14 protein-coding genes and 1 pseudogene are annotated in these 14,341 nt (G+C 67.9%); 10 read left to right on the top strand and 5 right to left on the bottom strand.

Going from position 1 to position 14,341, the window contains the following annotated elements:
- The 3 genes and pseudogenes from BN972_RS30560 to BN972_RS21250 form a co-directional block, all read left to right on the top strand.
- A pseudogene (locus BN972_RS30560) lies at window positions 1-282 on the top strand (DUF4226 domain-containing protein); the annotation flags it as partial.
- 24 nt (window positions 283-306) lie between these two features.
- Window positions 307-618, top strand: coding sequence for an ESX-1 secretion-associated protein (locus tag BN972_RS21255; RefSeq protein ID WP_036362217.1), 312 nt, complete (start codon window positions 307-309; stop codon window positions 616-618).
- Window positions 619-636: 18 nt separating this feature from the next.
- Window positions 637-945: a DUF2694 family protein gene (locus BN972_RS21250; RefSeq protein WP_036362213.1), complete on the top strand. Its 309-nt coding sequence runs from the start codon at window positions 637-639 to the stop codon at window positions 943-945.
- A 4-nt stretch (window positions 946-949) separates the two neighbouring features.
- On the opposite strand, the gene BN972_RS29805 is transcribed toward BN972_RS21250, so the two are convergent.
- Complete coding sequence (locus BN972_RS29805; protein ID WP_167659591.1) at window positions 950-1,093, bottom strand: hypothetical protein; 144 nt, start codon at window positions 1,091-1,093, stop codon at window positions 950-952.
- 91 nt (window positions 1,094-1,184) lie between these two features.
- On the opposite strand from BN972_RS29805, the gene BN972_RS21245 reads away from it, so the two are divergent.
- The 6 genes from BN972_RS21245 to BN972_RS21220 all read left to right on the top strand — a co-directional run bounded on the left by BN972_RS21245 (window position 1,185) and on the right by BN972_RS21220 (window position 9,980).
- A complete protein-coding gene (locus tag BN972_RS21245) occupies window positions 1,185-2,402 on the top strand; it encodes a DUF5631 domain-containing protein (RefSeq protein ID WP_051545711.1) in 1,218 nt (405 codons plus the stop codon).
- Between the two features lie 36 nt (window positions 2,403-2,438).
- A complete protein-coding gene (locus BN972_RS21240) occupies window positions 2,439-2,771 on the top strand; it encodes a DUF2710 family protein (RefSeq protein WP_036362210.1) in 333 nt (110 codons plus the stop codon).
- Window positions 2,772-2,823: 52 nt separating this feature from the next.
- Entirely contained in the window at window positions 2,824-4,323 is a 1,500-nt protein-coding gene (gene eccB, locus BN972_RS21235) for a type VII secretion protein EccB (protein WP_036363614.1), read from the top strand.
- A gap of 2 nt (window positions 4,324-4,325) precedes the next feature.
- The gene (locus tag BN972_RS21230) at window positions 4,326-8,408 is read left to right on the top strand and encodes a type VII secretion protein EccC (RefSeq protein WP_036362207.1); all 4,083 of its coding nucleotides are present in this window, start codon (window positions 4,326-4,328) and stop codon (window positions 8,406-8,408) included.
- Between the two features lie 81 nt (window positions 8,409-8,489).
- Window positions 8,490-8,795 (top strand): PE domain-containing protein, encoded by a 306-nt coding sequence (locus BN972_RS21225; RefSeq protein ID WP_235192541.1) that lies wholly within the window; start codon window positions 8,490-8,492, stop codon window positions 8,793-8,795.
- Between the two features lie 9 nt (window positions 8,796-8,804).
- On the top strand, window positions 8,805-9,980 hold the full coding sequence (locus BN972_RS21220) for a PPE domain-containing protein (RefSeq protein WP_036362200.1): 1,176 nt from the start codon (window positions 8,805-8,807) through the stop codon (window positions 9,978-9,980).
- Window positions 9,981-10,007: 27 nt separating this feature from the next.
- Here the strand turns inward: BN972_RS21220 and BN972_RS21215 are convergent, their stop codons facing one another.
- Together BN972_RS21215 and BN972_RS21210 are read right to left on the bottom strand one after the other, a co-directional pair.
- The gene (locus BN972_RS21215) at window positions 10,008-10,781 is read right to left on the bottom strand and encodes a TIGR03084 family metal-binding protein (protein WP_036362197.1); all 774 of its coding nucleotides are present in this window, start codon (window positions 10,779-10,781) and stop codon (window positions 10,008-10,010) included.
- A gap of 12 nt (window positions 10,782-10,793) precedes the next feature.
- Window positions 10,794-12,110 carry an MFS transporter gene (locus BN972_RS21210; RefSeq protein ID WP_099051166.1) on the bottom strand — a complete coding sequence of 439 codons (1,317 nt, stop codon included), beginning with the start codon at window positions 12,108-12,110 and terminating at the stop codon, window positions 10,794-10,796.
- Window positions 12,111-12,214: 104 nt separating this feature from the next.
- On the opposite strand from BN972_RS21210, the gene BN972_RS21205 reads away from it, so the two are divergent.
- Window positions 12,215-12,820, top strand: coding sequence for a YqgE/AlgH family protein (locus BN972_RS21205; protein ID WP_036362194.1), 606 nt, complete (start codon window positions 12,215-12,217; stop codon window positions 12,818-12,820).
- 4 nt (window positions 12,821-12,824) lie between these two features.
- On the opposite strand, the gene BN972_RS21200 is transcribed toward BN972_RS21205, so the two are convergent.
- Complete coding sequence (locus BN972_RS21200) at window positions 12,825-13,172, bottom strand: hypothetical protein (protein WP_036362192.1); 348 nt, start codon at window positions 13,170-13,172, stop codon at window positions 12,825-12,827.
- Between the two features lie 55 nt (window positions 13,173-13,227).
- Complete coding sequence (locus BN972_RS21195; RefSeq protein ID WP_036362190.1) at window positions 13,228-14,310, bottom strand: LpqN/LpqT family lipoprotein; 1,083 nt, start codon at window positions 14,308-14,310, stop codon at window positions 13,228-13,230.
- Window positions 14,311-14,341 lie beyond the last annotated feature (31 nt).

Here is a 14,341-nt window from a genome sequence, read left to right as displayed (position 1 = left end):
CAGGGCATGACCATTCCGCCACCGGGGAGTGCGGTCGCACACCCGATCGACCCGACGCAGGTCGTCCCCGGGGACATCGGCATGTTCACCGATCGGCACGCACTTGCCCTCGGTCGCAGCCAAGCCCTGCTAGAAGGCCAGATTCAGCACATCTCAGCGGTCGCCGGGCCCAGCTTTCTAGGTTGGCAACACCCGCCGTCCCCGGTGACACAGCCGGCGGGACCGGCCCCGCCCGCAGCCGACCCACCCACACCAACCCGTCCGTCGGCCATCACAGCGTGAGAGGCCCACACCAAGGAGACAGCTATGGCAGATCGAATCCATGTGGTGCCGGCGCAGCTACGAGAAGCCGCCGTCCGGCACCGGGAGAGCTCGGAGCAGCTACGCGCGATGCCGTCGTCGCACCCCGCAATCCAGGCGAGCCTGGACTCGCTGGGCCCGATCTTCGGCGAACTTCGCGAAGCCGGCCGGGAGCTGCTCGAGGTCAGACGCCAGTGCTACGAACAGCAGGCTGACGATCATGCCGACATCGCCGAGAGCCTGCACACGTCAGCGGCGATGTGGGAGCGGCACGAACAAGAAGCCGCCGACAAACTCGGCGGCCTCGTCGACGGATGACTAACGTCAGCGGCACCCATGACTGAAGCCAATCCCGCCTTCGACACCGTTCACCCGAGCGGGCACATCCTGGTGCGCTCGTGCCGGGGCGGGTATCTGCACAGTGTTGCGCTGAGCGAAGCGGCGATGGAGACGGACGCCGAAACTCTCGCGGAGGCGATTGTGCTGACCGCCGACGTGTCGTGCCTCAAAGCATTACTGGAAGTGCGCGCGGAGATTGTCGCGGCCGGCCACAGTCCGTCCGCGGAGGTTCCGACGGCAGCCGATCTCGATGCGGCGATTGAAAAACTATTGGCGCACCAGCTTCGGGCGCGGCTGTGCGACTGAAAACCTAAGGCAGCCAGGTCTTGGCGGCGTCGGGCTCGGGGGCAATATCGACCGGCGGTTCGATTGGGTTGGCGCCGAACAACTCTCGTGCGCGACCGAGCAATGCACGCACCTCGTCGAGCTGCTGCTGCAACGCAGAATCGGCCATGGCCACACGCTACCGACCGATAGAGGGCCGCACAATTCACCGTCCGCAGCTGCCGCAATCGGGTCCGATTGGATGCCGGTACGCTTAGCCGGTGGGAATCTTCGGTCGCAGAACGGCGCGTGAGCGGCTGCGCAGAGCGACCCAGCAATCTCTGACCGTCCCGACTTTCAGCGCTCCACCCGACTGCACCCCTTGGGTCATCGGAGGTCTTTGGCCGCCCGAGCTGTCCGCGAGTGACGCCGAAACCGCAACGCTCGCAGACTATCTCAGAGCCGACCTGGAGCGCATTGCGAAGTCGGCCAACGATGATCTGCGAGCGATCCGGCGCTCGGAACTGGCGCATTCAGCGCGCCGTGCCGCCGAAGCCCAAGTCATCGGCGATGCCCGCGCCCAAGCGGTGCGCAGGGTCGATTCGACGATGAGGCAGTTGAGACATCTGAGGCAGCCGCCCACCGCGCCGCCCCAGCTGGGCAACGGCGGCGGCCGCGTGGACATGGACAAGACGCAGGTGCTACCGGCCATCCGGGACGTGGCACCACCGGTCGACGATGTGCCCGCGCCGATCGATCTGCACAAGACGCAGGTCATTCCTGCCATCCGGGACGAGATTGCGCCACCGTCGGTGCCAGACGGCGCCGATGAGGCGGCTGACGGTGATCGGCGGCTAGACCGGCTGCTGGCTTTCGCCGCGCGTCAGGAACCGCGGGTGAACTGGGCGATCGGGGAGCGCTTGGATGGTACGACGCTACTGGTCACCGATCTCGCCCATGGCTGGATACCGCCGGGAATCGCGATCCCGGCGGGCCTACGGCTGCCCGAACCGCAGCGGCGCAGCGGCCGGGCCGCCGAGCTACTCGGTGCCACGACCCGCGCCGCGACCTACGCGCCGGGAGAATCGGCGAACTGGCCGTCCGAATCCGACGACATCGAGGCGTCGGTGGAACCTTTCGAACTGCCGGTTGTCGACGACCTGGATTGGGAGCTTGGCGCCGCGACGCACTGGCGCGAGGGTTTGCCGCGGTTGGCGCACACCTTGGCGAAGGCCGCCGCAGGCGGTGGCGAAATCGTCGAACAGGAAGCCGACCTGCTCCGGGTTCACCTGGACACCTTGCGCTATCAGGTGCTGGCGCAATACCCCGACGTCGAGTTGGCGCAGCTGCTCAACTGCATGTTGTTGGCTGCCACCGAGGCCCGTGTTGCCGGGGACGCAATATCGGCGAACTACCACTTCGCTTGGTTCAAGAAGCTCAGTGCCACAGCGGTTGCCGAGCCGCCCGCTCCGCCGCCCGAAAGCGGCCCCCGCGTTTGAATTGACGCTGGTAAGAGGCGTCGACATACTGTCAGGGTGTCGGGGCCGGGTCGCAGCGAAATCGCCGACCTCAGCGCCGAAGGCGACAGGGCTCTCGTGGAATCGGTGCTCCGCTCACTGAGCGAGGCGGCCGACAAGTGGGAAGCGATTGTCGCCCAGGCCGAAACCGTCACCTACAGCGTCGACCTGGGAGACGTTTACGCTGTGGCAAATTCGGACGGACGGTTGCTCAAGTTGAGCCTGCATCCTGACGTGATGGTCGGTTACTCCCCCACCCAATTGGCCGACAGATTGAACCTCGCGATCGCAGCGCTGCGCGAAGAGGCTGAAGCCGACAATCAGGCACGGTACGGCGGCCGCCTGCAGTGACGTCGGCAACGTACGGAGGGATCCGTACGCACCCGCCGGAAGGAGAATGACTGTGCCACTTAATCTGTCGAACCGCGACCAGAGTTCAGGGCACCTGTTCTACAATCGGCGGCTGCGAGCCGCCATCACCAGGTTCTCCGTGCGAATGAAGCACGACGATCGCAAACAGCAAGCGGCGGTTGCCCTCTCGATCGTGCTGGTCCTGATCGGGGTCGGATGGATGGCCCTGTTGCACGTGATGAAGCCGGCCGGGTTGATCGCCCAGTCGACCCTCATCGGCAACCGCGATACCGGCGCGATCTATGCCAAGGTCGGCGGACGCCTTTACCCCGCGCTCAATCTGACCTCCGCGCGCCTGGCGGTCGGCAGTGCGGCAGCGCCCACGTGGGTGACCGCTGGCGAGATCGCCAAGTATCCGACCGGCCCGATGATCGGGATCCCCGGTCTGCCCGACGCGCTGCCGGCCACCGGCGGTGTCCTTTCGGCTTGGGCGGTCTGTGACACCGCCCAACTCCAGGGGTCCCGCGCCAGCACCGCCCCTTCGGTGGTGACCTCAATTGCGGGGGGCCTCACGCCTGCGGGCAGGGCCGCGGTCCTGGAGCCAGGACGGGCCGTATTGGTGACCCACCACGGTGCGACCTATGTGATCTGGGGGGGCCAGCGATCCCGGATCGATCCGGCCGACCGATCGGTGACATTCAACCTGGGGCTCGATCCCGGCGTGACATACCCGGTCGAAATCTCCAACGCCCTGTTCGATGCCATGCCGTCGACCGAACCCCTTGTGCTGCCCACGATCCCGGAATCCGGCAGTCCTTCACGATGGCTGCCCGGCGCCAAAGTGGGTAGCGTACTGGAGTCCCGCGACGCCGGCGGGGCAGTCAACGGCTTCTACGTGCTGTTGCCGGCCGGGGTGCAGAAGATCACCGGATTCGTGGCCGACCTACTGCGGACCGGCGACTCGCAAGGGTCGACCGCGCCGGCGCTCGTGGCACCGGACAAACTCGTTCACATTCCGGTGGTGGACGTACTCGACGTCGACTACTACCCGCCGGGCAAGCTCAATTTCGTTGATACCGCCGCCAATCCAGTGACATGTGTGGCATGGGAGAAACAGCCCATCGATCCGCAGGCCAGGATCACCGTCATCTCCGGGCGGGGGTTGCCGATCCCGGCCGGCATGGATTCCCGACTGGTGCACCTCGTCCGCGACGATCGAGATCCCGAATCGGCCGAGGCCCACCAGACCTTGATCCTGCCCGGTGCGGCCAACTTCGTCGCAACCACCAGTGGCTCGGCTGTCTCCGGCAGCCGAGAGAGTTTGTATTGGGTTTCGCCGCAGGGCGTTCGGTACGGCATCCAGTCCGACCAACGGACCTTGCAAGCACTGGGACTGGATCCTCGGCTCGCCGTTCAAGCCCCCTGGCCGATCGTGCGCACATTCGCTCCCGGCCCGGCAATAGCTCGGGACGCCGCGCTGATCGCACGTGACGCGGTACCCGCAGGAGGTGGGGTAGCGCCCATTCCTGACTCCGGCGAAGCGGGGAATTGATCATGTCCAAACGAGCGTTCGTTCGCGAAAGGCGCACGCCGCCAACAAGTGTTGCGCCGGTGCGGGTGGCCGTGGCTGCGCCTCTGGCACTGCCCGAACGCGAGCCCCGCAACATCTTGCTGATGATCGCCCTGCCGGCTCTGCTGATCGGGATCGTCGGCACCCTGGTCGTGATGTACGCATCGGGCGTGCGGTCGCTGCAGTCGGGGTTCTTCCCGATGATCGGCCTGGTCGGCTTCGGTGCGCTGATGTTCGGCGGCCGCTTCGGTCGTGGGCGCCGAATCACCTGGGGCGAACAGGAAAAGCAGCGGCGCAGCTACCTACGCCAACTCGACGACGACCGCGAGGAAGTGCAACGAGCCGCCCAACAGCAGCGACGGTCCCAGCTGTTCATCCACGCCGACCCGCAACGGTTCGACAGCATCATCGGCGGCCCCCGCATGTGGGAACGGCGCCCCACCGATCCGGACTTCCTGGACGTGCGGCTCGGTGTGGGAGTACAGCAAGCCAGCGAATCAGCGGTCTCACTGCAGTGGCCCGACGTGCCGATCGGGGAAGAGCTGGAGCCCGTGACCGGCGGCGCACTAAGGGATTTCATTCTCGAGCAGAGCAAGATCCGGGATATCGGAAAGGTGCTGAGCCTCCGCTCGAAACCCGGGTTCAGTTTCATCGCCGAGGACCCGATCGAGCTGCATGGACTGATGCGCTCGATGCTCTGCGCGCTCGCGGTCTACCACAGCCCGCACGATCTCAAGCTCATGGTGGTGACCCGACATCCCGAGCACTGGCAGTGGCTGGTCTGGATGCCGCATAACCAGCATGACGAGATGTTCGATGCCTGCGGGCTGCGTCGGCTGGTGTTCGCCTCACCCACGGAACTGGAAGAGGCGCTCGATGCCGAGTTGCACCGCAAGGGTCGCGGACCCTGGACCCCGCCGGCGACGTCGAGCCCGACCTCCATGCCGTCACCGATCGAGGTGTCGTCGGCGCTGGGACCGCATTGGGTGATCGTGGATGACAACGTCGGCACACCCGAACAGTGGGAAGGCGTGACCGGTCAGAAGGGCATGGCCGGCATCACCGTATTGCGGTTGGCAACCCGGGTCGGAGTCGGCGTCGGCTTTACCGACGAGAGCCAGCGCTTCGCGTTGCGCGCCGGTAGGCTCAGCCACCGCAACGCCTTCTATGCGGTGGCGGACATGCTTGCCGACAGCACGGCCAACAGGTATGCGCGTGCGCTGGCCCGCTGGTCCCCGATGAGCGCGGACGAGCTGTCCGAAACCGAAAGCCAAGGCGGTGAACTACTTCGGGCGCTCGGCATCAACGATCCGAGAGAACTCGACGTCGACAAATTATGGGCCGAGAGCCGCGGTCGCGGAGACCCGCGATGGGCGATGGTGCCGGTCGGGGTCAAGCAGAGCGGCGAACTGCAGTACGTGATCCTGCGCGCAAAAGACTTCGGTGGCTACGGCTTTCACTCCGTCGTGATCGGAACCTCCGGTTCGGGCAAGTCGGAGTACTTCCTTTCTTTGTGCAGCGGCATCGCGCTGACTCACTCGCCGGAATCGTTCATCGTGATTTTCGTCGACATGAAATTCGAATCGGCAGCCCAGGACCTGCAGGGGTTCCCGCACGTCGCCGGATCGCTGTCCAATCTGGGCAAGGACGATCGGCACCTCGCGGAGCGGATGCGCAAGGCCATCAACGGCGAGATATCGCGCCGCTACCGGCTTTTCAAGGACGCCGGCGCCCGCGACGCCAACGAGTACGAAGAGATGCGTCTGGCGGGCCGGGATCTGGAGCCGGTGCCCATCCTCCTGGTGATCATTGACGAATACCTCGAACTGTTCATCCACCATCCGGAGTGGATCGACCTGGTCATCCACATCGGGCAGGAAGGCCGCGGCTGCAACGTCTTCTTCACCCTGGGCGGCCAGCGGCTGGATCTCTCGTCGCTCAGTAAAGCCAAGAGCAACATCGCTTTCCGGGTCGCACTGCGTGCCGAGACCGCCGAGGACTCCCGGGACGTCATCGGCAGCGACGCCGCGCTGCATCTGCCGTCGCAGGAGAACGGCTACGCATTGCTCAAAGTCGGGCCGCGCGACCTAGACCAATTCCGCTGCTTCTACGTGTCCGCGCCGTTCGTCGTGCCGAAGCGGGCGGCGGAGGTGGACCAGACGATCGCCATGAGCTTCTCCCAGCCGCGGGCCTACACCTGGGCGTATCAACCGCTCACCGAATCCGACAGCGCGGCGCTGGCCGTCGCCGACGAACCCGCAGAACCCGACGAATTCCTGTTCCACCCCGACGGCTTCCGCAAGAAGAAGCTGGTCGATGTCGTCCGCGAATCACTCATTTCGCACCCCGCGCGACCGCCACACCAAATCTGGCTTCCCCCACTGGAAGTCAGCGAACCGATCGACGCGCTGGTGGCGCGCTGGCGGGGACGGCCGTGGCATGTCGACTATGGGCGAAACCCCGGTCTGGTGTTCCCGCTGGGCGTGGTCGACATCCCGGAGGAGCACGACCAGCGGGTGCATGCGATCAACGCCGAGACCGACAACATCATGGTGGTCGCGACGGCGCAGCGCGGTAAGTCCACCACCTTGATGACAGTGATGACTTCGGCTGCGCTGATGTACCGGCCCGAACGGGTCACCTTCTTCTGTATCGGCGCGTCGCTGTTCCCCGTCGAAGACCTGCCCCATGTCGCGTCGGTGGTCAGTCCGACCGACGCAGAGGGTGTTTCGCGGACGATCGCCTCGATCGAGGGACTCATCCTGGCACGCGAGGCATCCTTCAAGAGGTACCAGATCGACATCTCGGAATTCCGGGAGCGGCGGTTCGGCGTGGACGGCCCAGGCAGCGACGGCACCGATCCCGACGACAAGTTCGGTGACGTGTTCCTCGTCATCGACAACTTCAGCGACCTCTATGACAAGGACGCCGCCATGGGCGAGCGTGCAATCGCGATCGCCCGCCAGGGACTGTCATATGGGGTGCACATCATGACCAGCGCGACCGCCTGGTTGGTGGGTCAGAAACAGCAGCTGGTCAATGTGTCGAACGCGCGCATCCAGCTGCGGCTGAGCAATCCCGACGAGACCCAGATGGGTGAGGGATTCGAGCGTAAGAAGGCGGCGCGGAACACGTTGGACCGGCCCGGCTTCGGACTGACCCGGGAGGGCTTCGAGTTGTTGGTCGCGGTGCCCGAGGTGGTCGGGGCGGCCGGTGACCGGGTGGGCACGCGCGACATCGGAACGCTGATCGCCGACGTGACCGGGGTGGGCAGGGTGGAGAGCCTGGCGCGGCTGCCCGAACGGATCGGCCTGGCCGAGGTCGCTGCCGCGTTCCTGGCCGGCGCCGGGCACGCGGACCCGTTGAACATTCCGTTCGGGATCGGCGAAACCGCCCTGCAGCCGGTCATGTTGCCGGCTCGTGTGGTGCCCAACCTCCTAGTGGTCGGACGTCAGGCCTGCGGGAAGACGACCACGCTGGCGGCGATTGGGCAGTCGATCGTGGCGCGGTGCACTCCGGAGCAGGCTCAGATCACCATCATCGACCCCAAGACCTCGCTGATCGGCAAGATCCAAGGTGAGCATGTGCGGGCCTACGCCTACACCGCCGACGACATCGACACCGTGATCGCCGAGTTGGCTGAATTGCTGCGGGACCGGCTACCGCCCTCGGGCTTGAGCCAGGAAGAGTTGCTCAGCCGCGGCGACTGGGACGGTCCACACCACTTCGTCCTAATCGACGATGAGCAGGAACTACGGCCGCACGGTCTGCTCGGCAAGAACGCGGCGACCGCGCCGTTGTGGGGCCTGATCGAACGAAGCCGCGAGATCGGCTTGCATGTGATCGCCTCGCGGCTGCCCGGCAACTGGGCGGGCGTCGCGGTTACCAACCCGTTCCTGCAGAAGATGACGGGCTCCCGGGCGCCGACACTGTTCATGGACAACGACCCCGCGGCGGTGAAAGTGTTCGGCCGAACCAGCGCTCAGCAGCTGCCGCCCGGCCGTGGTTTGTTGGTCACCACCGACGGAGTCATGGAAGGAGTCCTGGTAGGAGACCTGCAGACCTGAATCGACAGGCGAAGGCAGCCACCCTAGACTCAGCGCAACTTGCGGCCGCTCGGGCGGGTCGCGATCAATCGAGAGGCAGATATGACTGGGATGTTCGGCATGGTGCCGGGTGCCGTCGACTTGTCGGCGGCCACGGAGGCAGGGCTCAGCGAGGGGATGGCCGCGACTACCGCGGCCGGTGCCGCCGCACTCACCGGGGTGCTGCCGATGGCAGCAGACGCCGACTCAATCGAGTTCGCCGCTGCCCTGAATGCCGCCGGCGCCGCCTACCTCGCGACATCCGCGGAGCACATCGGGCAGCGGACCGCCTTCTCCGGCGCCCAGGGTCTGGCGTCTGCGGCCACCGTCGCCGCCGAGGCCGCCAACGCGACCGCGATCGGGCTGTAGGACGAGCAGATGCCGGATCCCCGGTGGACTGGCCCACCTGAGGTGGTCGCCGCCATCTTCGAAGCGGGCTCCCCCGCGTCGGTGATTGCCAACAATGTTGTGTGGGTGACCGAGACGGCCAACAAGGAGCTGTCGGCCGGGCTTTCCGCGTTGAACAGCCTGGCCACCGCGACGCAGTGGCAGGGCGTGGGCTCGGTCGCGTCCACGGTGGCGGTCACCGGGCTCAACGCCGGACTGCAGACGCTGGTGGGCTGGACAGCGGAAAAAATCAACGTGACGCAGGCCGCCGTCGAAGCCTTCACGCTCGCGCGGTCAGCTGTCATCCCCTCGGTGGTCTCGCAGACCAACCGCGACGAGTGGAGCGTGCTCAACGCCACGAATTTCTTCGGACAGAACACCCCGGCGATCGTCGAACGCGACGTCGAATACTTTGCCGAGCACTGGCCGCACAACTCGAGCGTGGGCTGGACGTACTCGGCCGCGCTGAGCGCGCTGGTTGCGGCGCTGGCGGTTCCGCCGCCGATCGCGCCGATGGGCGCTTCCCCGGCTGCTCCGGCGGCCGCGGCTCAGGCGGTGGCCCAGGCGGCCGCGCAGACCGGCATGCAGGGCGGCGCGCAGGCGTCGGCCCAGGTCGTGCAGACCGCCGGCCAGGCCACCGCGGCTCCGACCGACAGCGTCGGCCAACTCGGCTCGCTGCTGCAGGAACCGGTGCAGCTGGTGTCCGGTGCCACCGAACCGCTGAAGCAGCTGCTGCAGGCGCCGATGCAAGCGATGCAGGGCATCAGCGGCCTCCCCCAGGGCATGATGCAGGCGTTCGCCGGCATGTTCCCGTCGACCGGCGCCGCGGCCGAAGTCGCGGCGGTGACACCCGCCGGCTCGGTCCCGCTCGGCGCCGTCGGCGGCGCGCTCCCGGGAGGCGGCGGCACCCCGGGCTTTCCGGGCGCTGGGCTGACCAGCTACACCCGGCCCACCAGCAGTTTCGAGCCCGAAGCCGGTGGCAGGCCGACCAGCCTGCGCGCCGGGGTGCTCAACGCTGCGGAAGTCCGCGGCCCGACGGTCTCCACCGGAGGCGCTCCGGTGCCGATGACACCGGGGGGCATGCTGGCCCGCGGCCAGGAGACCGACAAGCAGGAAGTGGCGCGGGCGCGGGTCGTCGTCAGCGACGAACGCACCGACTCGCGCTAAGGCAGCGACAACTGGGCCCGTCCGGTGTCAGCGCCCCGGTCCCGGCGGGCCGGCGAACGCTTGGGCGATGCCCAGCCAGCGCCGGGCATCCTCCCCCACCGCCTCGATGTCCAGCTCGCGCAGCGCGCGGCGCTGGGTGACCAGGAAGCAGAAGTGTTCGGCCGAGCCGGTGACCCGCTGCGCGGCGTCGGCCGGGCCCCACGACCAGGTGTCGCCGCCGGGCGCGCGCAGCTCGACCAGGAAGGGTTCGGTCGGCGGCGTGAGGTTGTTGACGACGAACGCGTAGTCGCGGGTGCGCACACCGATGTGCGCGATCGAGCGCAGCCGATCGGTCGGCGGCCGGGCGACCCCCAGCGCGTCGGCGACGTCGAGCCCGTGCGCCCAGGTCTCCATCAGGCGCGCCGTGGCCATGGACGAGGCGCTCATCGGAGGCCCGAACCAGGGCAGCTTGCGTCCATCGGTCACCTCGAGCAGGGCGGCGTGCAGGCGATGACGGGTGGTCCGCCAATCGGCCAGCAGCTCCTCGGGTGGCACCGCGGCCAATTCTTCGGCGCCGGCGTCCACGAAACCGGCCGGGTCGGTGGCCGCGGCGGTCAGCACCTCGGCGAAGCCGCTCTCGTCGGTCACCGACAGCAGCGACACCCGGTCGGTCCACAGCAGGTGCCCGATCTGGTGGGCGATGGACCAGCCCGGCGCCGGCGTCGCCGTCGCCCAGTCCTGGGGTGCCAGGGGCGCCACCAGCGCATCGAGCTCGTCGCTCTCGGCCGCCAAGTCGGCGACGAACGGACCCGGACCTGCCATCTTCGCTACCTCCTACGTCGTCTGGCCGAGGCGGCCGACCAGGCCGTGCGTCAACAGTCCCAGCAGATAGACCCCTGAACCGCACAACACGAACGCCGGCGCGTGCCCGTCCGCCGGAATGAACACGGCCGCCACCGAGACCGCGGCGATGAACGATACCCAGAACAGGGCGTCCTGCACCGCGAACACGTGACCGCGCAGCGCGTCGTCCACGTCGATCTGCATCGCCGCGTCGGCGGACAGCTTGACCACTTGGCCGGCCAGCCCCAGCAGGAATCCGCACGCCACCATCACCGGCAGCAATAAGCTCGCACCGGCGCACTGGATGACGGCCGCGGCCACCAACGCGGCATTGGCCGTCGCGTAGCGGCCCCACCGGCGAACCAGCACCGGGTTGGCCACATTGGCCAGGAAGGCGCCCAACCCGGTGGCGCCGAAGAACACCAGGGCAGTGCCCAACCCGTCGCCGTCGACGTTCTTCATGTTGTGCACCAGCAGCAGGATGACCAGCGAGTTGATCCCCACCACCATGCGGTGGGCGGCCAGCCCGGACAGTGCCGCGGCAACCGTGGGACGCTGCACGACCGTCCGCACGCCGTGCAGCCACCCGGTCAGCACCGCATAGCCGGCCGACCCATGGATCGCGCGTTTCGTGTCGTCGGGACCCAGCACCCGCGGGCCGAACCGCCATGACAGCACCAACGCCAGCGCCACCGGGATGAGTGCGGTAAAGATCACCACCGCCGCGCCGTGGTCTCCGGCGCCGCCCAGCCACCGCGGCACCAACATGAAGTTCGCCCCCAGAAACGCCGCGACCGCCCCCGCCGCGGTGGCCAGCGAGTTCATCGTGACCACCTGCTCACGCGGCACCACATGCGGCAGGCTGGCCGAGAGCCCGGACGCGACGAATCGCGCCATGCCGTTGGCCAGCAGCGCGGCGCAGAGCAGCAGAATGTCGCCCGCGCCGACAGCCAGGCTCGTGCCGATCGCAACGATGAAACCGAGCCGCACGCTGTTGGCGCCGACCAGCACCAGCCGCCGGTCCCAGCGGTCCATCAGCGCACCGGCAAACGGTCCCAGCAGCGAGTACGGCAGGAACAACACCGCGAAGGCCCGCGCGATCGCCATCGGGTCGGCGGCCCGGTCCGGGTTGAACAGCAGCGCGCCCGCCAGACCGGCCTGAAACAGGCCGTCGCCGAACTGACTTGCCATGCGTACCTGCAGAAGTCGCCAGAAATCCGGCAGCTCGCGCACCGACCGCCACAATTCGGCGGGTGCGCTTGCCTGCATCCGGGTGCGAATCACTAAACCCACTTCCACGATCGGCACAGGCAAGGCTGGATCGGCTCTGCGCCGTCTCAATCACAGTACAAATCCCCGCCGACCGCGGCTGTTTGCGCCGACCTCCACGGCGCGGGTGCGATGATGTGTTAGTGGCGCCGCAGGAAGATCCCGACGACAATTTCGCCCCTCCCGCACAGCGGGTGCGGGCCGGCACGTTGCTGCTTGCCAACACCGATTTGCTGGAACCGACGTTTCGGCGCAGCGTCATCTACATCGTCGAACACAACGAGGGCGGCACCCTGGGGGTGGTGCTGAACCGGCCCAGCGAAACAGCGGTCTACAACGTGTTGCCGCAGTGGGCGAAGATCGCGGCCAAGCCCAAGACGATGTTCATCGGCGGGCCGGTCAAGCGGGATGCCGCATTGTGCCTCGCGGTGCTGCGGGTGGGTGCCGAACCCGACGGTGTTCCAGGATTACGCCACGTGGCGGGCCGCATGGTGATGGTGGACCTCGATGCGGACCCCGATGTGATCGCCCCGGCCGTCGAAGGAGTGCGGATTTTCGCGGGGTACTCCGGCTGGACCATCGGTCAGCTCGAGGGTGAGATCGAACGCGACGACTGGATTGTGTTGTCGGCGTTGCCCTCTGACGTGCTAGTGCCGCCCCGCGCGGACCTGTGGGGTCAGGTGCTGCGCCGCCAGCCGCTACCGCTGTCGTTGCTGGCGACGCATCCGATCGACGTCAGCCGCAACTAGTCGACTACTCGCAGGACAGCGTGCAGACGCCGCAGCTGCCGGCGCAACCGGCCGGCTGGGCGGCCGCTTCCCGGCGCAACGCGAACCGCGCGCTCTGCAACGAGCCGGTGGCCAGCGTGCCGAGCGCGCCGGCGACGCAGACGATGACCACCACCAGCGCCGTCTGCGCCGACGCCGCCAGCGCCACCACTCCCCCGGCCGCCAGCATCACCGCGGCCGCTAGCTGGGTAGGCGCCATCGACCGCAGCGCCAGCTGGGTGGGCTCGGAGGCGGGCGCCTGCGAAAGTGACCAGATCCCGAACGCGGCCGAAGCTATGGCCGCACATACGCACACCAAGCCCGCGATAAGCATGGGCTCACAATACGAGCCCGCCGAAGTTTGTGCGTGCCGGGGCTTCGCCGTTGCGCTAGCGCGCTGCGACCGGTGTCAGCGGCATTAGCGGCGGCAGCGCCGGTGTCACCGCGCTGGGAGCCGGACCGCCGAGCGCGGGTTGGCCGGGAACTCCCAGCGGCGCCGGGTGGACCGTCTGGGGCGCCGGTGCCTGCGGTGCCGGGGGTGCCGCGGGACGGGCGGGCGGCGCAGGCGCCGGTGCCTGGGGGGCCGGCTGACCGGCGGCGCCGGGGGCCGTCACCCGGAAGCCGTTGACGATGGCGTCGGTGGCCGGCGCGTCGCTGACGGCCTGGCTTGCCGCCGTCGTCACCGACAGGGACACCAGGTACTTGTCGTTTCCGGAGCTGGCCAGCACGTGACGCCGCGAGGTGTTGAGCGTCATGTCGTTTTCCCGGTAGGTGCCTTCGATGACCGACGACGGGAAGGTGCCAAGGTTGGTCAGTGACGCATTGGTCGTCTGCCAGGCGAGCAGCCGCTGGCTGTCGACGAACCCGTGCGTGATCGCCTCTGCCGGGTCGAAGTCACCGACCAGCTTGTACACCACCACCTGCGCGTTCGAGGTGTACACGCTATTGCCGCCGACGCGGTCGGCGATCACTACGAACGCGTCCGGCACATTCGGGTCCGGTACCTGCGTCCAGCGGGACGGCACCGGCAGCGTGATCTCGAGCGCCTTGAAGTTCAGCGGCCGCTGCGCCTCGAGCTTGACCCCTTTGCTTTCCAGGTACTCGCGCAGGGTGCCGGTGACGGCTGGGGTCGCCGCCGGGGGCGTGGGCGCTGCCGCGGCCGGGGCAGCGGCCTGCACCGGGGCCTGCACGGGGGCCTGCACCGGGGCCGGAATCGGCGCAGCGGGAGCCTGCAGGGGCGCCGGCGCCTGCACCGGTAGGGGAGCGATCCGGTTGCTGTTGGCACCGCCGGGAAACACCGTGGAGCTCTGGCCGGGGATGGTGGCCGGCTGCATGGGAACCGGGCCGGGCACGGCCGGCTGTGGGACCAGGGGTTCCGCGGATGCGGTTCCGCCGGCAATCATCACGAGGCCGACGGCGCCGGCGGCCATGCCACCGGCGAGTGTTCGCCAGGTGCGCGCGATCTGAATCATCTCGGTCGGTCCCTCCGGAATAACTCGGGGC

It is taken from the genome of Mycobacterium asiaticum DSM 44297, from assembly GCF_000613245.1.
GTDB classification, from domain to species: domain Bacteria; phylum Actinomycetota; class Actinomycetes; order Mycobacteriales; family Mycobacteriaceae; genus Mycobacterium; species Mycobacterium asiaticum.
The sequence above is the reverse complement of the archived record's forward strand: the minus strand, read 5'-3'. Positions and strand labels throughout refer to the sequence as shown.

Excerpts from the sequence above, each read along its gene's own strand:
- BN972_RS21230 (WP_036362207.1), top strand. The coding sequence starts at position 4,326 with ATGTCCAAACGAGCGTTCGTTCGCGAAAGGCGCACGCCGCCAACAAGT.
- BN972_RS21250 (WP_036362213.1), top strand. The coding sequence starts at position 637 with ATGACTGAAGCCAATCCCGCCTTCGACACCGTTCACCCGAGCGGGCAC.
- BN972_RS21255 (WP_036362217.1), top strand. The coding sequence starts at position 307 with ATGGCAGATCGAATCCATGTGGTGCCGGCGCAGCTACGAGAAGCCGCC.
- BN972_RS21225 (WP_235192541.1), top strand. The coding sequence starts at position 8,490 with ATGACTGGGATGTTCGGCATGGTGCCGGGTGCCGTCGACTTGTCGGCG.
- BN972_RS21215 (WP_036362197.1), bottom strand. The coding sequence starts at position 10,781 with ATGGCAGGTCCGGGTCCGTTCGTCGCCGACTTGGCGGCCGAGAGCGAC.
- BN972_RS21195 (WP_036362190.1), bottom strand. The coding sequence starts at position 14,310 with ATGATTCAGATCGCGCGCACCTGGCGAACACTCGCCGGTGGCATGGCC.
- BN972_RS21200 (WP_036362192.1), bottom strand. The coding sequence starts at position 13,172 with ATGCTTATCGCGGGCTTGGTGTGCGTATGTGCGGCCATAGCTTCGGCC.
- BN972_RS29805 (WP_167659591.1), bottom strand. The coding sequence starts at position 1,093 with ATGGCCGATTCTGCGTTGCAGCAGCAGCTCGACGAGGTGCGTGCATTG.
- BN972_RS21220 (WP_036362200.1), top strand. The coding sequence starts at position 8,805 with ATGCCGGATCCCCGGTGGACTGGCCCACCTGAGGTGGTCGCCGCCATC.